At 64.7% G+C, this 21,233-nt stretch carries 13 protein-coding genes and 6 pseudogenes; 9 read left to right on the top strand and 10 right to left on the bottom strand.

Going from position 1 to position 21,233, the window contains the following annotated elements; all coding sequences use genetic code 11:
- Positions 1-20: 20 nt before the first annotated feature.
- Both G6N26_RS08140 and G6N26_RS08135 read left to right on the top strand, forming a co-directional pair.
- Positions 21-1,151 (top strand): annotated as a pseudogene (locus G6N26_RS08140) (HNH endonuclease signature motif containing protein); the annotation flags it as partial.
- Between the two features lie 18 nt (positions 1,152-1,169).
- Positions 1,170-2,609 carry a recombinase family protein gene (locus G6N26_RS08135; RefSeq protein WP_050989395.1) on the top strand — a complete coding sequence of 480 codons (1,440 nt, stop codon included), beginning with the start codon at positions 1,170-1,172 and terminating at the stop codon, positions 2,607-2,609.
- 196 nt (positions 2,610-2,805) lie between these two features.
- Here the strand turns inward: G6N26_RS08135 and G6N26_RS08130 are convergent, their stop codons facing one another.
- From G6N26_RS08130 to G6N26_RS08120, 3 genes are all read right to left on the bottom strand, one after another.
- Positions 2,806-4,407, bottom strand: a complete 1,602-nt coding sequence (locus tag G6N26_RS08130) for a replication initiator (RefSeq protein WP_139799157.1) — start codon at positions 4,405-4,407, stop codon at positions 2,806-2,808.
- Between the two features lie 29 nt (positions 4,408-4,436).
- The gene (locus G6N26_RS08125; protein WP_014712386.1) at positions 4,437-5,885 is read right to left on the bottom strand and encodes an FtsK/SpoIIIE domain-containing protein; all 1,449 of its coding nucleotides are present in this window, start codon (positions 5,883-5,885) and stop codon (positions 4,437-4,439) included.
- Positions 5,886-5,981: 96 nt separating this feature from the next.
- Positions 5,982-6,323 (bottom strand): SCO3933 family regulatory protein, encoded by a 342-nt coding sequence (locus G6N26_RS08120; protein WP_014712385.1) that lies wholly within the window; start codon positions 6,321-6,323, stop codon positions 5,982-5,984.
- A 164-nt stretch (positions 6,324-6,487) separates the two neighbouring features.
- Between G6N26_RS08120 and G6N26_RS08115 the strand changes: the two genes are divergently transcribed.
- From G6N26_RS08115 to G6N26_RS26545, 4 genes and pseudogenes are all read left to right on the top strand, one after another.
- The gene (locus tag G6N26_RS08115; protein ID WP_041298282.1) at positions 6,488-7,690 is read left to right on the top strand and encodes a hypothetical protein; all 1,203 of its coding nucleotides are present in this window, start codon (positions 6,488-6,490) and stop codon (positions 7,688-7,690) included.
- Positions 7,687-8,406, top strand: a complete 720-nt coding sequence (locus tag G6N26_RS08110) for a creatininase family protein (RefSeq protein WP_014712383.1) — start codon at positions 7,687-7,689, stop codon at positions 8,404-8,406. The genes G6N26_RS08115 and G6N26_RS08110 overlap by 4 nt, the downstream gene beginning before the upstream one ends.
- A 385-nt stretch (positions 8,407-8,791) precedes the next feature.
- A complete protein-coding gene (locus G6N26_RS08105; protein ID WP_014712382.1) occupies positions 8,792-9,715 on the top strand; it encodes a cation diffusion facilitator family transporter in 924 nt (307 codons plus the stop codon).
- A 352-nt stretch (positions 9,716-10,067) separates the two neighbouring features.
- Positions 10,068-10,358: pseudogene (locus G6N26_RS26545) on the top strand (IS1380 family transposase); the annotation flags it as partial.
- A 133-nt stretch (positions 10,359-10,491) separates the two neighbouring features.
- On the opposite strand, the gene G6N26_RS08095 reads toward G6N26_RS26545, so the two are convergent.
- Positions 10,492-10,842, bottom strand: a complete 351-nt coding sequence (locus tag G6N26_RS08095; RefSeq protein ID WP_232067548.1) for a hypothetical protein — start codon at positions 10,840-10,842, stop codon at positions 10,492-10,494.
- 553 nt (positions 10,843-11,395) lie between these two features.
- On the opposite strand from G6N26_RS08095, the gene qcrB reads away from it, so the two are divergent.
- Positions 11,396-13,084: a cytochrome bc1 complex cytochrome b subunit gene (gene qcrB, locus G6N26_RS08090; RefSeq protein WP_014712379.1), complete on the top strand. Its 1,689-nt coding sequence runs from the start codon at positions 11,396-11,398 to the stop codon at positions 13,082-13,084.
- A 643-nt stretch (positions 13,085-13,727) separates the two neighbouring features.
- On the opposite strand, the gene G6N26_RS08085 is transcribed toward qcrB, so the two are convergent.
- The 3 genes and pseudogenes from G6N26_RS08085 to G6N26_RS08075 all read right to left on the bottom strand — a co-directional run.
- Positions 13,728-14,012 (bottom strand): hypothetical protein, encoded by a 285-nt coding sequence (locus G6N26_RS08085; RefSeq protein ID WP_208852502.1) that lies wholly within the window; start codon positions 14,010-14,012, stop codon positions 13,728-13,730.
- Between the two features lie 27 nt (positions 14,013-14,039).
- Positions 14,040-15,716, bottom strand: coding sequence for an Nramp family divalent metal transporter (locus G6N26_RS08080; protein ID WP_014712378.1), 1,677 nt, complete (start codon positions 15,714-15,716; stop codon positions 14,040-14,042).
- Positions 15,713-16,606 (bottom strand): annotated as a pseudogene (locus G6N26_RS08075) (magnesium transporter MgtE N-terminal domain-containing protein); the annotation flags it as partial. The gene G6N26_RS08080 and the pseudogene G6N26_RS08075, both read right to left, overlap by 4 nt.
- 46 nt (positions 16,607-16,652) lie before the next feature.
- On the opposite strand from G6N26_RS08075, the pseudogene G6N26_RS08070 reads away from it, so the two are divergent.
- Positions 16,653-17,547, top strand: a pseudogene (locus tag G6N26_RS08070) (IS5 family transposase).
- On the opposite strand, the pseudogene G6N26_RS08065 reads toward G6N26_RS08070, so the two are convergent.
- The 3 genes and pseudogenes from G6N26_RS08065 to G6N26_RS08055 form a co-directional block, all read right to left on the bottom strand.
- Positions 17,545-17,946: pseudogene (locus G6N26_RS08065) on the bottom strand (magnesium transporter MgtE N-terminal domain-containing protein); the annotation flags it as partial. The pseudogenes G6N26_RS08070 and G6N26_RS08065 overlap by 3 nt on opposite strands.
- 180 nt (positions 17,947-18,126) lie before the next feature.
- A complete protein-coding gene (gene ctpC / locus G6N26_RS08060) occupies positions 18,127-20,370 on the bottom strand; it encodes a manganese-exporting P-type ATPase CtpC (protein ID WP_041298064.1) in 2,244 nt (747 codons plus the stop codon).
- Positions 20,371-20,380: 10 nt separating this feature from the next.
- The gene (locus G6N26_RS08055) at positions 20,381-20,662 is read right to left on the bottom strand and encodes a DUF1490 family protein (RefSeq protein ID WP_014712372.1); all 282 of its coding nucleotides are present in this window, start codon (positions 20,660-20,662) and stop codon (positions 20,381-20,383) included.
- 187 nt (positions 20,663-20,849) lie between these two features.
- Here G6N26_RS08055 and G6N26_RS08050 point away from each other — a divergent pair.
- Positions 20,850-21,140: pseudogene (locus G6N26_RS08050) on the top strand (hypothetical protein); the annotation flags it as partial.
- Positions 21,141-21,233 lie beyond the last annotated feature (93 nt).

Here is a 21,233-nt window from a genome sequence, read left to right as displayed (position 1 = left end):
CGTGTGGCATAGTCGAATGTATGTTCGATGAGGCGGGGCGTCTTGCGGGGATCGCGGCGCTGGAGGAGCTCATCGAGCGTTGTCATCCGTCGGTGACGGCGGAGTCGGCGGCGCTGCTGGTGCACGTCGGGATGGTGGCGCGGGTGGAGAATCGGGCGGCCGCGGCGCAGTTGGTGGCGGTCGGGGAGTTGTTTGCCTACCGGCTGTCGCGTTGTGCGGAGACCGAGGACTGGGCGATCGATACCGAGGCGGCGGTGGCCGCCGAGGTGGCTGCCGAGTTGCGGGTCGGCCAAGGGTTGGCGGCGAGCCGGGTGCGCTACGCGCGGGCGCTGCGCGAGCGGTTGCCGAAGGTGGGGGCGGTCTTTGCGGCCGGGGATATTGATTACCGGATGTTTCAGACCATCGTGTTCCGCACGGATTTGATCGTGGACCCGGATGTACTGGCGTCGGTGGACGCGGTGTTGGCGAGCAATGTGGGCCGGTGGCCGTCGCTGAGTCAGGGCCGGTTGGCCGCGCAGGTGGACAAGGTGGTGGCCCACGCCGATGCCGATGCGGTGCGCCGGCGCCAGGAACACGCGGCCGGCCGGCAGGTGTGGTTCGCCGACATGGGTGACGGGTTGGCGCATGTGGAGGGCACGCTGGCCAGCCCCGATGCCCACGCGCTGGACAAGCGCCTGGAGGCGTTGGCGGCCACGGTGTGTGCCCGCGACCCGCGGACCCGTGAACAGCGCCGCGCGGATGCGTTGGGGGCCTTGGCCGCTGACGCCGAGCGGTTGGGGTGCCGGTGCGGGCGTGCGGAGTGTGGGGCCGGGGGCCGGGCCGCAAGCCCGGTGGTGATCCATGTGATCGCCGAGCAGGCCAGCCTGGATGGCACCGCTGCGACCCAGGGTGCCGAGATCGGTGCCGAGGGGTTGATCCCGCCCGAACTGCTCGCCGAGTTGGCGGCCTCAGCCAAACTGGTGCCGCTGATCCATCCCGGGGATGCGCCCCCTGAGCCCGGCTATGTGCCCTCGACCGGGCTGGCCGCGTTTGTGCGGTGTCGGGATCTGACGTGTCGCTGGCCGGGCTGTGATCGCCCGGCCACCGCCTGCGACCTCGACCACACCATCCCGTATGCCGAGGGCGGGCCCACCCATGCCGCCAAGCTGAGATGATGTTAAACTACCCTCATGTCGCGCCGGAAAACCACTGCTCAGCGGGTCGGTGTCGAATCTGCGGCAATCTACGCTCGCATCTCCGCTGATGTTGAGGGCGCTGGATTAGGGGTCGCTCGTCAGTTGGAGGATTGCCGCAAGCTGGCCGCCGATCGGGGCTGGCCGGTCGGGGCTGAGTATGTCGACAACGACGTGTCGGCCTTCTCCGGTAAACCGCGCCGCGAGTACGCACGGATGCTGGCCGATCTGCAGTCGGGTGCGCGGGATGCGGTGATCGTTTACAACTTGGATCGGTTGCATCGCCGCCCGGTGGAGCTGGAAGAGTTCGTCGCGTTGTGTGAATCGGTAGGAGTGCGCGACGTGGCCACCGTGACCGCCGATATCGATCTGGGCAATGATGACGGGTTGTTCATGGCCCGGATTTTCGCCGCGTTCGCCGCCAAAGAGTCCGGACGCAAATCCGCGCGCATCCGCCGCAGGATGTTGCAGAACGCCGAACAAGGACGCCCGCACGGCTCGGTGCGCCCGTTCGGCTACGAACCCGACAAGATCACCGTGCGTGAGCCGGAGGCCGCCGTGGTGCGCGAGATGGTGGACCGGTATCTGGCGGGGGCCTCGATCCGCTCATTGACGATGTGGCTCAACGATTCCGGCATCGCGCCGGCGGCATCAAAGTCGTGGCGGACCTCAGCGGTACGCCAAATCCTATGCTCGGGTCGCATCGCGGGACTGCGCGAGCATCACGGCCAAGTCATCGGTGAGGCCGCGTGGCCAGCGATCATCACCCCGGCACAGCGGGACCAGGTATTGGCCCGCATGACCGCCCGCGCGCTTGCCAAGACCCGCGCCCCGCGCACCTACCTGCTGTCGGGGTTGCTGCGCTGCGGGCGCTGCGGCAACCGGTTGTATTCCCAAGCCCGCCATGTCAATCCCGAGAACCGGGTGCGCCGCTATGTGTGCTTATCCGGCCCGGATCAGGGCGGCTGCGGCCGTCTGACGGTCGTGGCCCAACCCGTCGAAGAGCTGTTGACCGACGCGGTGCTGACCCGGCTGGACTCTCCGGCTCTGGCCGATGCGTTGGCGGGCAGGGCCAGCGTGGATGCCGATGTGGCGGCGTTGTCGGCCCGGCTCGACGCCGACACTACCCGTTTGGATGAGCTGGCCGCGCTGTATGCGAACGGTGCCGTGACCGCGCGGGAATGGATCGCCGCACGTGACCCGATCATCGCTCGTATCGCCGAAACACGCCGAGCGATCGCGGCCGCGACCGATACCACCGATGTGCAGGAGTTGGCCGGCACCGGGCGTCTGCTCCGACTGCAGTGGGACAGCTTGGACATTGACCGTCAACAGGCAGTCATCAGATCGGTGCTCGATCACGCCGTCATCGCTCCGGGGACCCCTGGGTCGCGCAGCCTGGATATCGCCCGGGTGCGACCGGTGTGGCGGACCTGAACCGAGGACCGCGCCGGGTGGCTTGCTCCGAGCAGGGTGGCGATGCGTGCGATGACCGTTGGGTCGGTGATGGTGACTGGCACGTTCTGGCGTTCACATGAGGAGGTCAGCCAGGCGACGAATTCGGGGCGCTCATAGGGCGGGAGGGCACCAGCCTCGTAGTTGCTAGCGGCGGCGTCCGCGGGTGTGGTGGCCATCACCCTGCCCCGTGTGGGTTTGGCGGGATGCGGGTGGCGACAGCCTGGGATTCGGTGATGCCAGTGATCCGAGCGCCGATGTGGCGCAGGGCTGCGGAGATGACCAGGACGCGATCTCCGGCGCTGGTGTGTCCTGCGCGGTCGAACTCCCACAGCATCTCGTCGGTGTCAATCGGTTCGTGTCGATCACCAGCGGCACCGGTCACGTGTTGGCCCGAGCGGGATGGTTGGGTATCGCCCTGTTGCCCTGATCGTTTGGTCATCTGGTGGCGGGTCCAGGTGGCGCGGGCGGCGCGTAGGGCGCCCATGGTGGTTGAGTAGTGCCGGGATTTGGTGGTGATGTGGCCGCGGTAGCCCAGGGTGTGCAGCCAGCGTCCGATTCCCACCAACGACGGGCCTGCGGATGCAGTGTGTTCGGCGAGTTCGGCGATGGTGGCCAGGATCGCGCGTATGTGTTCGGTGATGTCGAGGTCGCGGATTGCTTCGGCGGTGAGGCGACGGGCGGTGATGCCGAAGTCGTGTAGGGATTTGGTGACGTATTTGGCCAGGTAGGCCGCGACCCGGCGCGGCGAGAGCCGCGATACCGAAGTGCCCGCGGTGTCGTTGATTGTGGAATCGTTTGCGGCTGCCGTGGTTTCGGGTGCCAATGGTTGGGTGTCGGTCTGGGCGCCGAATCGTAGGGTGCGCAAGCCGCCCTGGGTGGGGCCGCGGTCGCCGGCGTCTATGTCGATGCGGACGTGGCGGGCGGCGCGCTGGATCAGCGCGGCTAGGTCGGCGGGGATGATCGGTGACGACCAGTTGGTGTGCTGGTCGGTTACCGGACGGGGCTCCCCACCACCCCCGGCGGCGGCGGGGCCGTGACGATCGTGGTCACCCGATCCTGGGGTGTCGTTGTCGGCCGGTGGCGGGTCGAGGCGGATCAGCGCGTGGATATGGGGGATGGCGCGGGCTTGCAGTTCAACGACTTTGACGAAGCTGACCCGCACCGAACCGGGCTTGACGCCAACTGTTTTCAGGTGCGTCGAGACGGCTCGCCGTAGTGCGATGGTGAAGCGCCGCCACAGTTCGGGCAGATGCCAGGTGAACAAGACATGCCCGAGGTAGTCGTAGCACTCGTGGCACAGCGGTTGCCCCACCACGGGGTCATCGACATGGTGGGTGGCGTTGCAGCGCAAGGGTGTTCCGTGCCGGCAACGGTCCGCCGACCTGTTCCGTGCGGTGTGGCAGGGTGTGCCGGTGGCGTTGTGCACCGCCCCGTAACTGGGCGCGGTCATGGTGGCGAACACTTGCGGTCGGGCCGCGACCTCAACGGGTATGTCGTGATGGCCGCCGGCGGCTCCGGCGTGCACGAGTTGCCAGGTGTCGCGGGCGTAGAGGTCTGAGCATGATGGGCACACCGCGTGACGGCGGTTGTTGCAGCGTGTCCACACGGTGTGGCTACGCCCGGCGGTGTCAGCACCGGACAGCTGGATCGGGTGGGCGCAAAACCCGACCGATTCGGCGCGATGCCACCACGACCCAAACCCGGGGGAGGCGGCGCGGCGCAGCATCTGGGCGATCACCGGCCCGGGATCCACGGTGCTCGGCAGCCCTGGCAACATGACCGGCGGGCTGTCCGCAGCGACGGCTGTCACCGCTGCCCCTGGCCGTCTCGGTAGTCCGGGCGCTCTGTTCGGTTTCTCACCGTGCCTGGTGTACGGCGCCGGGGTGCGGGGAATGTTCGGGCCAGGGCGGTGATATCGCGGTCGGTGACGTGAAAGGCTCGCACCCGTATCGGGTCGGCGGTGCCGTCGATCATCACGTACCCGACACCGGGTGTGGCATCAGCGATCAGGTCGCATTCGGCGCCGGCATCGCGAGCTGCTTGGCCCAACACCATCGCGGTTTGGGTGGCTTCGGTCATGCGCAGCCCGATCCGCACGGTGAACAACTGCCGCACCGGCAGGTTGTCTTTGGCCGGGTCTTGCACCGCGGCGATCACCGAGATCCCCACCGCGCGGCCCTGAGAGAGCAGCAGGCCCAGCAGCTGTTCGATTTCGGTGCGCAGTTTGCGGTCGGTGACGTAGGCGGTCAGCGCGGCGATCTCGTCGATGACGACCACGATCAGCGGTTCGCTGGTGCTGGGGGTGTGCAGGCGGGTGCGTCCGCGCAGCCGGTTGGTCCGCGCCTGCATCAATTCCACCAGCTGGCGCAGCAGTGCGACGGTGGGTTCGCCGGTGTTGTGGCTGAACACCGAAAACATCGGTGCGCCGGCGCCCAGTTCCATGCCGCCTTTGGGGTCGATCACGCACAGCCGCACCCGGCCTGTCGCGACGTGTGGTGCCAGTCCGGCGATCAGTGACCACAGCACCGAGCCCTTCCCAGATCCGGTGGCACCGGCGATCAGGATGTGCTGCCCCAGCACAGGCAACTGCCACCACATCCGCGTCTCAGTGATGCCGACGCGCACCGCGGCCAGGTCGACCGGGGTTGCTCGCGTTGGCATGGGCAGGGCGATGGGTTGGGCCAGCACGTCACCGCGACTGATGATGATCTGCAGCTCGCCGGGGGCCGTGGCGCGGATGGTGAGCCGCTCGGCCCGCCACGCCGCCGCCAGCGCGTCGCCGCGTTTCTGCCAATCAGCAATCGACTGGCCGGCCAGTACCCGCAGGCTCAGTATGTCGGTGTGGCTGCCGATCTGCACCGACCGCAATGCCGGGACCAGGGTGCGTTCACCGAGCCGGGCGGTCAAACCGTGCAGGACGCACACCGACTCCCAGTTGCGGCGGTATCGCCACCACGACAGCCAGCGTTGGCGCACCGGGACGGTCACCCACGCGGTAAACGAGGACGGCTCCAACACGGCCCAGCCGATATAGGCGGCGACGGACAAGACGGCGGTCAGCAGGCCCGCGCGGGGGCCGTGGGCGAGGGCGAACCACATCGAGACGATGATCGGGATACTGAGCGTGGGGAAAAGGATTGCCCACCACAGCAGCTGCCCGGCGGCTTTGACTACTGCCCAGATCAGCTCGCCGATCCAGTCGTCATCAGATGCTTGATTAGTGTTGTGGTTCTTACGGTTTGAGGTGTTCGACATGATGGCACGCTTTCCATTGCGACGGGTTGGGGTGTTGTCGGGAAGGCTGGCCCGACAGCTCGCGCTCGTGCGGGTGCTGTCGGGCCAGACCCTCGGCTACCGGGCCTGCTGGCCCGCCTTCGCGGCGGCCCCAGCCGGGTCGGCGGCGGTTATGGTTTCGGCGCGATACGCGATGCCTGAGCGGCCGTCTTGCGACCACGGCAACGCCACCAGGCCCGACACCGCAACCGGTTGGCCGACAGTGACTTTGGGCTCACCGACCACGGTCACCGCGAGCACCTCGCCACCGGTGGCATCAAGGGCGATCAGCTGGACCTGCCATAACGCCTGCCCGGTGGCTTTGTCGATTCGTGGTGCGCCGGTGTCGAAGTTGGTGCGCTGCTCCGGAATCCGGGTGCACAGGAACGTCACGCCGGTGGTCTCGATTCGTAACTTCATGGATTGCTGTCCTTTCTCGTGGTGTTGACGCGGTCTGTTCGGCCGCGACTCAAGGACAGCGCCACCCCGGCTGCCGCCGGAAGTGACAGCCACTGATGGCAGTGATAACCGGAAACGCGCACGCCCAGCTGACCTGCGCCGATGTGTGCGGCATGATTAAAGCCGTGGCTGAAGCCGACCCGATCCGGGCACGCAACGCGCAACGGCTGCGCGCTGCCATGGACCAGTACGGTTACAGCCTTCGTGAACTGGCAATCGAGGCCGAGAATGTTCGCCGGCTGCGCGGCGATGACGACGTCCCTACTCGCGACACCCTCAAGCGCGAAATCTCTCACGTCTTGGCGACCGGCAAGATCGGTCCGATGTGGCGTGAAGACCTGGCTGCAGTGTTCGGCGTCGAGCCCGATGAGTTCTTCGTCGTGCCGATCGAGAGCCAGTTGCCGCACCCGTTGTTGCTGCAGCTCCCCGTCGACAGCGAGGTACTTGACGTCATTCAGGCTCAGCAACATGCGCATATCCGGGCCGAGCACGCCTTCGGCCCTCAACACGCCCGCCCGCTCGTCGAGTCCGATCTGGTCACGATCGAATCCCTCATCGCCCATGCACCACCGCAGCTCAAACCACAGATGCGGCACGCTGCCGGGACAATCGCCGAGGTGGCGGGGTGGATCGCCCAAGACCTCGGCGATCACAGCGCCGCGGAAAAACTCACCAACACGGCCGCCCTGCACTTGCGGTCGGCCGGTCCGGAACTGAATGCGATGATCTTGATGCGGCAGTCCAATATTTTTGCCCGCGCCAACCCCGACCTCGCCGCTGATCTGGCCGCCGACGCCGCCGAACTCATTGACGGGCAAGACGTGGGTCGCCTGGCGGCAAGCATCGCCCGCCAACAAGCACTCGCTGAGTTGGCCAACCGCAATGAGCGGGCTTTTCACCGCCATGCTGCCGCAGCGTTAGACCTCAGCGGCATCGCTCCCACGGCCCATGACCGTGCGATCTACGCCCACGGCGCCTACGTTGCCAGCGAGATCGCGTCGGGCTACCTACGCATCGGCAACCCGGACAAGGCGGTAACCCTGCTTGCCGGCCACCATCACGCCTGGACGTCAGACCAGCACCGCGACCGGGCCGTGGCCGATATGCGGCTTTTGCACGCCTACATCGCCGTCGGCGAATACCAGCAAGCGCTGGCACTGGCCGTCACGGCGATCCCGGGCTACCTGGCCGCACCCTCTCAGCGAGCCCGACTTCATCTCGCCAAGGCTGGCACAGTCGTTCGGGACCGCCGGCGACGAAACAAAAGCCCGATTCTGCAACAACTCGCCGGTCGCATAAAGAACGCCACCCAAGGAGCCGCCACATGAGCCGCCGTGTCATCCCCGACACCACTACCGCAGACTCCGCGACCGCCAGCACCGTTGCGGTCTTGCCGGTCGGAGCATTCGAGCAGCACGGCCCCTACTTGCCGTTGGGCACCGACACTCTCATTGCCTGCGCTATCGCTTCATCAATCAGTCAGCATCACAACGTGTTTCAGCTACCGCCTGTCGCATTCGGCTGCTCCCACGAGCACGCCGCTTATCCCGGCACTGTGAGTATCAGCGCAACCACACTTGCCGCCGTCGTCGCCGACATCACCGAATCACTTGCCCACCAGAACATCGCCGCGTTCATCGTCGTCAACGGCCACGGTGGCAACGCGGTACTCACCAACGTCGTACAACAAGCCAACCACCCGCGAACCCCCATGAAGGTCGGGCTCTACCCCAGCCGCGACGACTGGGCTGAGGCCCGCATCGCCGCAGGAATCCAAAGCAGCAACCACGACGACATGCACGCTGGCGAACTAGAGACCTCCATCCTGCTCGCCAGCTGCCCCGACTACCTGCGCGAGGGATGGCAGACCAGCGATCACACAGCCAGCGATCGCCGCTACCTGACCACCCTCGGCATCCACGCCTACACACCCACCGGCATCATCGGCTACCCATCGCACGCCACCGAAACCAAAGGCAACAAAGCCCTCGACCACCTCGGCCGCAACGCCGCCACCCTGATCGAAGTCCTCACCGGCCAGTAACCCGAACCAGCCGCCCAGCGGGGCGGCTACCGTCCGCTGGCGCTCCCGTCCGCCGCCCCGCACGACCACGGCCCCAACACCGACCAAGCCCACCACCGACCACCTGTGACCTGGCCCGTGAGAACTTTCTTTACTGGTATCAAGCGGCTGTCCGGTCGGCTATTTCCGGAATTCGCTTGCCGTGTGGCGCGAAGCGCACCGGGCTGGCGCTCACCCGCCTTGGCCCCACCTGCTTTCTACGCCTGCTGCTGGCAGTATGGCGGGTGAACTTTGCCGAGATGACGACGGCGACGACCCTCAGTTCGCTAGCGTGAAATATGTAGTGGTCATTTAGCTAAACGCGGGAGACATCCAGATGAGCTCATCCAGCAAGCGCGATAACACTATGGAGCCCACTCCGAGCCGGCCCGATGGTGACGGGCACGGGCTGCGCATCGGCAGCGCCGGTGAACGCCATCAGAAGCCGTTGATGATCGCATTCGCGTTGACCGCCACCTATGCCATCGTGGAGGTCATCGGCGGTATTGTCACCGGGTCCCTGGCGCTGATCAGTGACGCTGCCCATATGGGTACCGATGTGCTCGGACTCGGGCTCGCCTTGTCCGCGATCTATATGGCAAAGCGGCCGGCCGCAGACCAGCGCACCTATGGCACATACCGGTTGGAGGTGCTGGCCGCAGTAATCAATGGGCTGTTGCTATTTGGCGTCGCTTTTTACGTCCTCTATGAGGCGGTGCGGCGCTTCCTCGCGCCGCCAGAGGTACTGGGTGTGCCGATGTTGATCGTGGCCACGGTCGGGCTGGCGGTCAACATCATTTCCTTTCGGCTGCTCACCGCAGGCGCCAAGGAGAGCCTGAATGTCAAGGGGGCCTACCTGGAGGTGCTCTCCGATATGCTCGGTTCGATCGGCGTCATCGTCGGGGCCATCGTGATAGCAATCACTGGATTTCGATATATCGACGCCATTGTCGCTGCGGCTATCGGCCTGTTCATCCTGCCGCGCACCTGGCAACTCATGCGTCAGGCGCTGCGAATCATCATGGAGGTCGCACCCCCGGGAGTCGATGTCAACGGCGCCGCCCGTGACCTGACCGCAATTCCCGGTGTCCGTGAGGTCCACGACCTGCACATCTGGACGGTCACCAGCGGCATGGAGGCCGCAACCGCACACGTGGTGATAAGCGATGGGGCCAACTGGCACGCCGTGCTGGACTCAAGCCGCCAACTCCTTGCCGAACGCTACGGGGTAACCCATTCCACAATCGAGGTCGAGCCTGCCGGCCACGTCGAACAACCCGCCGGCTTCTGACCGCAGCGAGCAAACGGGTGTCCGAAGCGAAGCCGCGACACCAACATGGTCCGCCGGAAGCCGCTGACGACACCTTGCATCTGTCTTGAACAAGCTCGCGCGACGCGAAACGTTTACACCGCGCAGCCTGAACGACCACCAGAGAACGGCAGTGTGCTGGCTTCTCGTCGGCTCAACAACGCGTTCGGCACGGTTCCAGCCAGGTGCATGGAACATGCTGGTACCACACGGCAGTGGGAGTCGGGCACCCGGGCACTTGACCCGTAAGCCTATGGGCACGTTCCTACACAACGCGTCCCAGGAGGTCCAATGATAGGAGGTTCGGCGGCCGACCTAACGCGCGAAGTTGCGTGTGTTCGCCGACCTGATCGACGGACCACTGGCGCAGACGCCCTTGGAGCGTTCGGCGCCAACAGGATCCGATCCGCTGCCTTCGCCCACAACCTGCCGCGCGTTGCCGCAAGCTGGGATCAACCGCAACTCCACCGCGCGGGACGCCACACTGCGCCACAAGGTCGTCAACGTTCCGGTCCGCCTGACCCGACCTCTTCTGCATCTGCTCAGCCATTGGCCCTGGGCTGACGCATGGCTGACGTTGTGGTGCAACATGATCGGACAGCGCCCACCACGGCTCACCGCCTGACGATCGCCGAAAAGGCCGGAGCGGAGCAACAAGGAAAGCCGGGCAGACCAGCGGATACAGCACGCCGTCCGTCGAAATCAGGATCAGACCAGGCGGCATCAGCTCAACAACCAGCCCCGTCGGTGGATTCAGGCTAAGGCAGCGACGGCAGCGTGATCTCCGATGGCAGCGTGATTTTCGACGGTAGTGATGGGAGGGTGATTTCCGATGGCAGTGACGGCAGCCGAAAGCCGCCCGACGTGCTGGTGGCTGGCGCGGTCGTTGTCGTAGTTGTCGTTATGGAGGGGCTGCCGCCCTGGCTGCCTGTGAACAGCGCGACGATGCCCCAGGTGATCAGGGCGATGAGGATCGCGAGGACCGCTCCTAACAACACCACGCGCCTGCGATACCAAGGGGTGAGGCGCGGCTGGTTTAGACTCTGGCCGAGATTTGTATAGCTAATCTGGTCATCGCCACCGTTATTCGGAGATTCGTAGCGGGCCACGGTGCCCGATCGTAACAGTTACCATTCACGCCCGGAACGCTTCCGGGTCGATGGGCGCGAGCCAGGTGGTATCGCTGGCGCCCAGCCGCAGTCGCAAAGTGAAGAACGGGCTACTGCGCGTGGGCAATTGCTGGGTTCCCCTCATGACACGAAATTTGAAAGCGGTCACGGAGTTTAGCGCTGCTACTGACAGCGATGTTGCTGCGAGTGAGCACTTTTGAAGGGACTTAACCGCGTGACATCCGCGGGCCAGATATCCACGACGCGGTGGCGCGGAGCCGCGATACTGATGACGCGAACAGTCGACCCGAACAGTCGACCCTGCTTGCCGTGGTGCTTCGCCGTAGGTAAGCAGTATGCACGCGCCTCAAAGCATGGGGGGTGTGCCGCGAATGACCCACGACTATTGTGACTATGGCCCACTGCTGCGGGTTCGCCGCCCGGGGCAGCCATTGGGGGATCGCGCTACGCGTTTAACGGCCCCAGAAATGGTAAACACTTTCGCCGTGAAGCGATGCGTCCACTGCCGACTTTCGCGGCATCTGTGTAGCCGATGAGCCCAAAATTCGATGACGTGCTCGTTGATCAGGGCGGCGCGCTTGATTCGCGGTATCACCCCTCGGCGGCTCTACGGCGTCAGCTCAATAAAGTGTTCCCCACCCATTGGTCGTTTCTGCTGGGCGAGGTGGCCCTGTACAGCTTCATCGTGCTGGTGATCACCGGGGTGTATCTGACCCTGTTCTTTGACCCGTCGATGACCGAGGTCACCTACAACGGCGTCTATCAACCGCTGCGCGGCGTGGCGATGTCGAAGGCCTACCAGTCGACGCTGGATATCAGTTTCGAAGTGCGCGGCGGGTTGTTCATCCGCCAGGTCCACCATTGGGCGGCGTTGATGTTCGCCGCGGCGATCATGGTGCATCTGGCCCGAGTCTTTTTCACCGGGGCGTTTCGGCGGCCCCGGGAAGCCAACTGGATGATCGGCGCCCTGCTGCTGATTCTGGCCATGTTCGAGGGCTACTTCGGCTATTCGCTACCCGATGATCTGCTGTCGGGCACCGGGCTGCGCATCGCGTTGTCATCGATCACGATGAGCGTCCCGGTAATCGGCACGTGGCTGCACTGGGCGCTATTCGGTGGCGACTTTCCCGGCGACATCATCGTTTCGCGCATGTACGCCATCCATGTCCTGATTCTCCCGGCGATCTTCGCGGCACTCATCGGCGTGCATGTGGCGTTGGTGTGGTTTCAGAAACACACCCAGTTTCCCGGTCCCGGCCGCACCGAGAACAACGTGGTGGGTGTGCGGGTCATGCCGGTGTTCGCGGTCAAGTCCGGCGCGTTTTTCGCGATGACGGTCGCCATCTTGGGTCTGATGGGTGGGCTGTTGCAGATCAACCCGATCTGGAATCTCGGTCCCTACAAGCCGTCGCAGGTGTCGGCCGGTTCCCAACCCGATTTCTATTTGATGTGGACCGAGGGGCTGGCTCGCCTTTGGCCGGCGTGGGAACTGTACGTGTGGGGCCACACCGTGCCCGCGGCGTTCTGGGTGGCGCTGCTCATGGGAGTGGTATTCGTCCTGTTGACGAGTTATCCGCTCATCGAGAACAAGATGACCGGCGACAACGCCCACCACAACCTGCTGCAGCGGCCGCGCGACGCGCCGGTGCGCACCGCCATAGGGGCGATGGCGATCGCCTTCTACCTGGTGCTGACCTTCAGCGGAATGAACGACATCTTGGCCTACAAGTTTGAAGTCTCGCTGAACGCCACGACCTGGATAGGTCGCATCGGGATGGTGGTGCTGCCACCGATCATTTACTACATCACCTACCGGTGGTGCGTCGGACTCCAGCGCAGCGACCGCGCGGTGCTTCAGCATGGCGTCGAGACCGGCATCATTAATCGCCTTCCGCACGGCGCCTACATAGAAATACATCAACCGCTAGGAGACGTCGACGAAGACGGTCACCCAATTCCATTGGAATATCAGGGCGCGGCAGTACCCAAGCGGATGAACAAGCTCGGCGCCAGCGGCGCCCCCGGCACGGGCAGTTTCCTGCGGCCAGATCCGGCCGAGGAAAGCGACGCACTCGCCCGCGCCGCGCGATCCGGTGAACGGCACGCGATGACTGCGCTGCGGCAACGCCAGACAATCACTGGTTCAGGCGACGGGCAAGCGATTAGAGACGACAGCCAGAAAGCCGAGATTCCTCCGAGGCCGCGGAGGCATCAGTTATGAGGGGTAGCGACGCCAGAGAAACTGAAAAAGTACGACCGGGAGTTCCGCGAGGAGCGGTTCGGATGCGATCTTGCCCCGTAGGGCATGTCCTTCGGCGAGGTCATCACCCACTTTTGACCGAGGAGGAGCACCCCGCACCCGGGGCAGGCCGCTGCCCTTTCGCCAGCCGTGACCACGTGCACCACCCAGACCTCGCCGCGCGCCGCTCGACACGCTCAACCCGTACACATGGCAACCAAACAACGATGTCGTACCGTCACACACGGTCCTTGCCGTTCCTTCTGGACTGTGAGGTCCGTGAACTTCAGACTCCGGAAGGCCGATAGCCTTCTCATCCAACGACACGCCCTATGAGGCGAAGTCACAACTGCCCGTTGAACATTCAAGAGCTGGCAAGGCGCGATGGGAATGAGGTGGAAACCCGCACTCGAAGCGTTTGCCATCACCTTCAACGGCCGGATCACCCCGACCGGCAACCGACGGCTTCGGGCATGTCGACACGAGGCAATAGTGGGTGGGTGTCAGCGCAGCGCTGGGCCGCTACTGGGAGTCCCGCGCTCTACCGGTGGTGCGGCATTGTCCGTCCCCCATTGGTCCATGCCCCCGGCTGGGATACCCGGACGGTATTGCGGGCTGTGCGATGTCACCGCCGCGCCGAAGAAATTGCCGGCCACATGTGCCGAGAGGTCGGTATCATTCGCCAGCGACAAATATTAGAAGGTCTTGAGACGCGGGAGCGTTGGGGGCCACCGACATGGCTTTGTTTGGTGCGCGCGCGGCGTCGTCGACGTTGGATGATGATGAATGCCACTGCCAGGGCGACTGCAATGGTGGCGAGGATGGCAGTTCCGGTGATCTGCTGGATGTCGTTGTAGTGCGGTAGGTAGTTGGCTTCCGCGGCGAATCGCCCGTTGCGTGGCGTGCTCATTTGGTGACCTTTCGGATTGGCCCAAATTCATCGGCCGCTGAGCTGGACAGCCTTGACGATGAGCAGGACGGCGCCGACGACGAGGTAGCCGCGCAGCGCAATCATGCCTAGACGGGTCCCTGGCGACCAGGTCACGGGCTCTAACAAGGTCAGTGGTGGCATTCGCCAGCTATTGCGGTCAAGGGGCCGCGCCGGGCTTGATGCCGCCGGTGGTGAGGGCTGGCGGCGACCCATCCAACGAAGTGTCGGTACCGTGGCTGCGGCGAGTATGACCAATGTCAGTGCCAGGTAGCCGGCGACAACGATCACGTCGAGGCCGGGGAACAAGGTAGTCGCCATCAGGATTCCCGACAGCAGCAGCAGGACGCCGACGATTAGGCCGGCAATCCAGTTGAGCCAGGGCCGGTTTACCCAGGGGCCCAATACTTCCCGGTCGTTGCACAGCAGCAGGAGGAACACGCTGGCGCTGGGCAACAGCAAGCCAGCGAGGGCCTGCACGGCGGTGGTGATCAACCCGAGGGGGGCGCCAGGAATCAGCACGATCGCCGCCGCAAACGCCACCATTGCGCTGTAGGAAAGGTAGAAAGGTTTCGCATCGGCGAACCCTCGGTGCAGCGAGTGTTTCAGGCCGAATACGTCGCCAAAGGCGTAGCTGGTGGCCAGGGTCACTGCGGCGGCGCCGAGGATCGAGGCGTCCATCAGCACGATCGCGAACAACCAGCCCAGCGTCGAATTGTGTTGGCCCAGCAGATGCGAGATGGCGCCGGCGTCGGTGAAACCACCGGCTGTGCCAGTGGAGCGCGCCGCCCAGTCGCCGATCATGACCAGTGCGGTGGCGCCGGCAACCACGATGAAGGCCCCCAACACGGTGTCGGCGCGCTCGTAGCCCATAAATCGAGGCGTAATGCGCTTATCGACGACGTTGGACTGCTGAAAAAACAGCTGCCAAGGCGCCACGGTGGTGCCGACGATGGCAATGATCAAAAGCACCGCATCCGAGGTCACGCCACCGGAGATGTTTGGCACCACAAATGACTTGGCGGCCTGGGCCCACTGTGGGTGCGCCATAAGCAGGATTGGGATCTGCGCCAAAGTGATGGCAATGAAGACGAACATGGCCCGCTCCCAACGGCGAAAGCTGCCGCTGGCCATGATCGCGATGAGCGTGAGCGCTGAGACCGGAACGACAATATATTTGGAGATACCGATGTAGGTGGCGGCCAAAGTGATGCCGATGAACTCGGTGACGATCGTGAGGAAGTTGAGCAGGAACAGGTCACCGACGGAGAACCAGCCCCAGCCGCGGCCGAAGCGTTCGTTGATCAAGCGGGCATGTCCGACACCGGTAACCGCGCCGAGCCGGACCACCATCTCTTGGTTGACGATGAGCACCGGGATGAGCAGGAGTAGCACCCACAGCAGGGAGTAGCCGTAGTTTTGGCCAGCTTGGGTGTAGGTGGCAACCCCGCCGGCATCGTTATCACCGACCATCACAATGATTCCGGGGCCGACGATGGCCAGCAGCGTCAGTAGCCGCGTCTTGAACGTGCGGGGATGGTCGGTTTCACCGACGTTAATGCGCCCAAAGGCGCCCTCAATATCACCGAGGTGAGCCGAGTCAAGCACCGCGGTGCGCTTCGGTGGTGGCGACTCGGATCGGTGAGTCGCTGCTGCGTGGCCGGTGGCCTCCTCGCCGGAGGTCACGGCGCCTCACTCTCCGGTGCAGGCGCGTCGCGATCGTCATACGGTGGGGCGATTTCGCGGACCGGGCGGGGGGCGGGTTCGCGGCGCCGCCAATCCTCGGGGATGGTGGCTTCTAGCACGTCATCGACGGTGACAACCCCGAGCACGCGGTCCTGGCCGTCGACGACGGGGATGGAGTAGAGGTTGAAGTCGGCCATCAATAGGGCGACGTCGGTCAGATCGGCTTCGGCCCCGATTCGAATTGGGTCGCAATCCATCAGTGCTTCAACGGTTTGACCGGGTTCGGCTTGCAGCAGGTCGATCACCGACACGACACCAGCCAGGCGGTTGTCTTCATCAAGGACATGCATCTTGACCAATGCCTCGGGCTGTATCGTTGTGGCGCCCGCGATCAGTGCCAGCGCCATGCCCGCGGTGGTGCTTGCGGCGCAGGAGACGAAGTCGACATTCATCAGGCCGCCGGCGCTGTCGGGGTTAAAGCCCATCAGGGTGATCACTTTCGTGCGCTGCGGGCCCGGCATGAGCTCCAGCACGCGCCTGCGCCGCGATTGACGCAGGTCTGCGATCGCGTCGGCGGCGTCGTCGGCGCGCATCCGGCCCATTAGTGCGGCGACCTCGTCATCGGCCATGTCATTGAGCAATCGGCTGGCCTTGTCAGGGTCGAGTTCTTCGAACACGTCGGCTTCCAATTCCGGGTCGCTGCGGACTCGGTCGAGGATCTCCCCACCCTCGGCTTTGTCAGCGTCTTCGAGAAGATCGGCGATGTCGGCGGGTTTGAACCCGCCGAGCCGGCCTGCCTGACGTCGCGAGGCACCGGAGCGGGCGTGGCCGATCAGTGGTTCGAATGCCTTCCAATCCCGGGCCGCATGCCCACCCCGACTTTTGACTAGGGCGTGTCTGACAAAGTTTTGGGGTGTTGTGCCTGAGGCTTGAGCTATGTCGCGGTTTCAGTTGCTCACTGATGCTCAGTGGTCGTTGATCGAAGATTTGCTTCCGGCCCGGACAGGTAAGCGGGGCAGGCCCTTTCAGGATGCTCGCTCGATGGTCGAAGGCATTATTTACCGGTACCGGTGTGGGATCGCCTGGCGAGACGTGCCCGAGGTGTTCGGACCGTGGCAGACGATCTGGACCTGGCATCGAAGGATGAGCGCCGAAGGCACCTGGGATGTGGTGCTGGCTCGGTTGCTGGCCGCCGCAGAGGCGGCCGGGCTCATCGACTGGGCGGTGGCGGTGGATTCCACGATCGCCCGTGCTCATCAGCACGCTACGAACATCACCCGTGACACGGGGGGCTGGGTCGAATTACACGAATCTGGGCATCGAGCCGCCTGACCACGGCATTGGCCGCTCCCGCGGTGGGTTGACCAGCAAGATTCATCATCTCGTCGACGGTCGTGGACGGCCCTTGGTGGTGCTCGTCGGCCCTGGCCAAGCCCATGACGGACCGGTGTTGGAGCATTTGCTCGCACACGTGAAAGTGCACCGCCGCGGTGGCCGACCACGGACCCGCCCCGATCGCGTCCGCGCAGATAAGGCCTACTCCAGCCGCGCAACACGAACACGGCTGCGCCGACGTGGCATCGGCGCGGTCATTCCCGAACCCTCCGACCAAATCGCTAACCGTAAGCGGCGAGGTGCACGTGGCGGCCGGCCGCCGGCCTTCAACGCCGAGGATTACAAGGGCCGCAACGTCGTTGAGCGAAACTTCAACGTCGTCAAGCAATGGCGCGGACTGGCCACCCGCTATGACAAACTCGCTCTCGTCTACCGCGGCGCAGCTGTCCTGAGAGCTATCACCCTCTGGCTACCGCATTTGTCAGACACGCCCTAGTCCGAAGAACCGCGCCGGGCGGCGAGTATCCAGACGGGCAAGCACCCACCCGACGCCGATATCTTCGAGCTCCACGTCATAGGCGCGTACCAACTCCACGGCAGCCACATCGATCAACCGGTGTCCCAGCACATCAGCGCGCAGCAACACCTCGCCGTCGCGGCGTTCGAAACCGCGCAGATCGATTTTGTGTGTCGCCAATACCACGCGGTCTGGGGCGTACTCAGAAATGGAGGGGCTGCCGATGAACACCCGCCGCCTCCCCACCACAGCGACGATCCCACTCACCAACGGATACTCGTCGGCGCCGCGCAGCCGCACAATCACGTCCTGCACCCGGCCCACAGCCTCGCCCGACCGGGCCAACACCGGCGCATGCAGCAACTCCGAGAGATGCATAACCGGGTGCGACCCGACCTGCTCAGCCGACGTTTCTGGTCCACTCACTTGTGCTCACCTTTCTAACCGGGCGCTCGTCGGCCTCAGGCGTTAAGCGGCCCACTCGAATGAAAGGCCCGTGAGCCCAGAAGCGCGCCCATTGGGGATGACGCTGCGGGGGAGACGCGACAGCAGGGGCAATCAATCGGCGACCGGGGACGACACCGCGGCTTGCTCACGGGTGGTGCCGACGGGCGCCCCCGTCGCGTGTTCGTTCGCGGTCGCGGATTGACCGTTCATCAGGCGGTAGCGGATGAGTCGAGAGCTGTTGGTGACCACCGCGACCGAGGATGCGTTGTGCAGGATCGCGGCCAGCACCGGCGACAGGGCCCCTCCGGCACCCATGAGCAGACCGATCGAGTTGACGGCGATGGACATGCCGTAGTTCTGCCGGATCACCGCGACGGCTCGCGCACCCAGATCGGGTACATCAAGCAGGCGCTGCAGGTTGTCGTTGGCCAGCGCGATATCGGCGGTTTCCACGGCGACGTCGGTGCCGGCCAGACCCATGGCGATCCCGATATCGGCGGTCGCCAGCGCCGGCGCGTCATTGACGCCGTCACCGATCATCGCGACGACGAAGCCTTCGTCCTGCAGTTGGCGCACCGCCTGAAGCTTGTCTTCGGGTAGCACCTCGGCGCGCCACTCGTCGATGCCGAGTTCGCCGGCGACCACCTCGGCGGTGTCAGGATGATCACCGGTGAGCATCACGATGCGCCCAATGCCCTTGCTGCGCAACTTGTTCAGCACGTCGGCTGCCTCGGGGCGGATTTCGTCGCGCAGGCTGATCAGGCCGATCAGCTTGCCATCGACGGCAAGCAGCAGCGGGGTCTCGGCTTGGCGGCGCAGTTTTTCAACCCACTCGGTTGCCTTCTTGGACACGCGGACTTTTTCGGCACGCAGCAGCGAAGGGCTACCCAGCAATAAAACACGGCCATCAGCCCAGGTGCGCATGCCCAGGCCGACCAACACTTCGCACTGTTCGTGCGGCGGGATCGTGATATGGCGTTCGGTGGTCGAGCGGATCACCGCCTCGGCCAGCGGGTGACGTGAATGTATCTCCGAGCTGGCCGCATAGGCCAAGACCTCTTCGGGCTGCCAATCCTTCTGGAAGGCAACGACATTCGTCACGACGGGGCGCCCAACGGTGAGCGTCCCGGTCTTGTCGAACACGATGGCGTTCACCCGCCCGGCTTGTTCGAGGTGAGACCCGCCCTTGATCAGAATGCCGCGGCGCGCCCCGTTGCCGATCGCGGCGCTGATCGCAGTCGGGGTCGACAATCCCACCGCACATGGACACGCGATCAACAGCATGGTCATCGCGCGCCGGATGTCGCCGGTCAGCAGTAGAGTTGCCGCGGACACGATGAACGAGATCGGAACAAACCGGCGGGAGAAATTCTCACCGACCGTTTGAATCGGTGCCCGATCGTGCTGGGCCTCTTCGACGCGAGAAATGATCCGCCCGATCGTGGTTTCACTGCCCACCGCGGTCGCGCGCACCACGAGGCGTCCGCGTATCACCACCGATCCGGCGTGTACGCGGGAGCCGACGACCATGCTGACCGGCAACGTTTCGCCCGTGATCGCCGACTGGTCGACCACCGCTTCCCCGTCGAGCACCTCGCCGTCCACCGGGATCGCCACGTGATCGTGGATGACGACCTCGTCACCGATTTGCAAGGTATCGATGGGCACCTGGACTTCGCTGCCATCATTGGCCCTGATCCAGGCCGTGTCCGCGGTGCCGCGCAACAGGTCGGCGATGGCCCGGCGGGTGCGGCGCAGCGTCAGGTCCTGCAGGTACTCGCCGATATTGAGCAGCCACAACACAGTCAGCGCGACCACGTTCTCCCGCAACACCATGCTGGCCACCGTGGCCGCCGTCACCAACGTGTCGGTGCCCGCTCGGCCAGAACGAAGCGAACGTAGCGCCCCCCGGAAGAACGGATAGCCCATGAACACCGTCGCGCCGGTCGCCACCAGCTGACCCTTGGGCCCCAGCAGCGGCGGGCGTCGGAAACCATAGCGGCGCACACCCAACAACACCAGCGCCGCCCCGCCGACCGCAATGCGCAGCACCTCAGTGTTGCGAACATCAGCCGAGCGCGGCGTACGCGCGGGAATAAGCTCAGCCGCAACGTCTTTCGCCGCCGCAATGGCCGCCATGATCGCCGAGCGATCACAACGCTTGGGTGAATACCACACCACGACCGATCCGGTGTGGGGATAGGCGTGCACCGCACGCACACCGGTCTGCTTGTCCACCATGTCCTCGACGGCCACCGCACGACGGGAATCCGAACGAACCCACGGAACATGCAATCTCATCCGCCCCGCCGCATCGGACAGAATTTCTACGGCGGGGTCATCGACAACAGTCATCGTTAAGCGATCAGTGGTCGTGATCGTGGACCGCGGCCGCAGCCGGCGGGGAAGCCTCTTCACCGATGCGTTCACGCGCCTCAGCGACCACGTCGGCCGCCTTCAGCCGAGCCGACTCCGCGGCCACTTCCGCGCGACGCGTCCCTCGCAAACTCAACTCCGCGGCCGCGACCGTCGCCCGGCGCACAGGCGCCCCACCAGCCACCTTCCGCAACAACTCATAAGCGCTCACGCCCACCAAGCCGGTGAACACCGTCGCGGCCGCCTTTGCCGCTAGCGCATGCGGAAACATCAAATTCCTCCTCGTGTTCGGCCCTGTCGGGCGCATTTCACCTACTACTCATTCGACCGTAACATAGATACATCGCAATATCACTATGTAATGGGTCTTGGCGAAGGCCAACCCGGGGCGAACCCCGGATCGTGTTCCCTAGGTCCGGGATTGCATTAAAGGTATAGATGGCTATCGGCCACAGTGTGTGGGGCCGGAGGGGTCGTCTGATACCAAGACCAAGACTGTCGTGGCTGCGCAGTTGACGCAGAATCCTGAAGATGAGGCCGCCTCTGCGCCGGCCGTTGATGTCGTCGGCAGCCGCGAGGTCGACCGACTCGAGATCGCTTGGGCTAGGGAGTTGGTGCGCCAGGCTCGGGAGGTCGGCGTGGTGACCGGCCCGGCGGATTGCTTAAGGCGGACCAAGACCGTCTTCGAAACCGCTCCGGACGAGGAACTGTGCGAACATCCGTGGTACAACCGCCACAATTCGGCTGGCTGATCGCGCTCGTCGCAAGCCCCCGGGGTGGGCTCGTCGAATTCCCCGCCGTGAGCTGCGGTCAGTGTGCCGGTCGCAGTGGCGGCGCGGCGC

This window comes from Mycobacterium marseillense (assembly GCF_010731675.1).
Classification (GTDB): Bacteria; Actinomycetota; Actinomycetes; order Mycobacteriales; family Mycobacteriaceae; genus Mycobacterium; species Mycobacterium marseillense.
Note: the sequence above shows the minus strand (reverse complement) of the source record. Positions and strands in the feature narration are given on the sequence as shown.

Coding starts and splice junctions, on each gene's coding strand:
- G6N26_RS08135 (WP_050989395.1), top strand. CDS start 1,170: ATGTCGCGCCGGAAAACCACTGCTCAGCGGGTCGGTGTCGAATCTGCG.
- G6N26_RS08130 (WP_139799157.1), bottom strand. CDS start 4,407: ATGTTGCCAGGGCTGCCGAGCACCGTGGATCCCGGGCCGGTGATCGCC.
- G6N26_RS08125 (WP_014712386.1), bottom strand. CDS start 5,885: ATGTCGAACACCTCAAACCGTAAGAACCACAACACTAATCAAGCATCT.
- G6N26_RS08120 (WP_014712385.1), bottom strand. CDS start 6,323: ATGAAGTTACGAATCGAGACCACCGGCGTGACGTTCCTGTGCACCCGG.
- G6N26_RS08110 (WP_014712383.1), top strand. CDS start 7,687: ATGAGCCGCCGTGTCATCCCCGACACCACTACCGCAGACTCCGCGACC.
- G6N26_RS08105 (WP_014712382.1), top strand. CDS start 8,792: ATGGAGCCCACTCCGAGCCGGCCCGATGGTGACGGGCACGGGCTGCGC.
- qcrB (WP_014712379.1), top strand. CDS start 11,396: ATGAGCCCAAAATTCGATGACGTGCTCGTTGATCAGGGCGGCGCGCTT.
- G6N26_RS08085 (WP_208852502.1), bottom strand. CDS start 14,012: ATGAGCACGCCACGCAACGGGCGATTCGCCGCGGAAGCCAACTACCTA.
- ctpC (WP_041298064.1), bottom strand. CDS start 20,370: ATGACTGTTGTCGATGACCCCGCCGTAGAAATTCTGTCCGATGCGGCG.
- G6N26_RS08055 (WP_014712372.1), bottom strand. CDS start 20,662: ATGTTTCCGCATGCGCTAGCGGCAAAGGCGGCCGCGACGGTGTTCACC.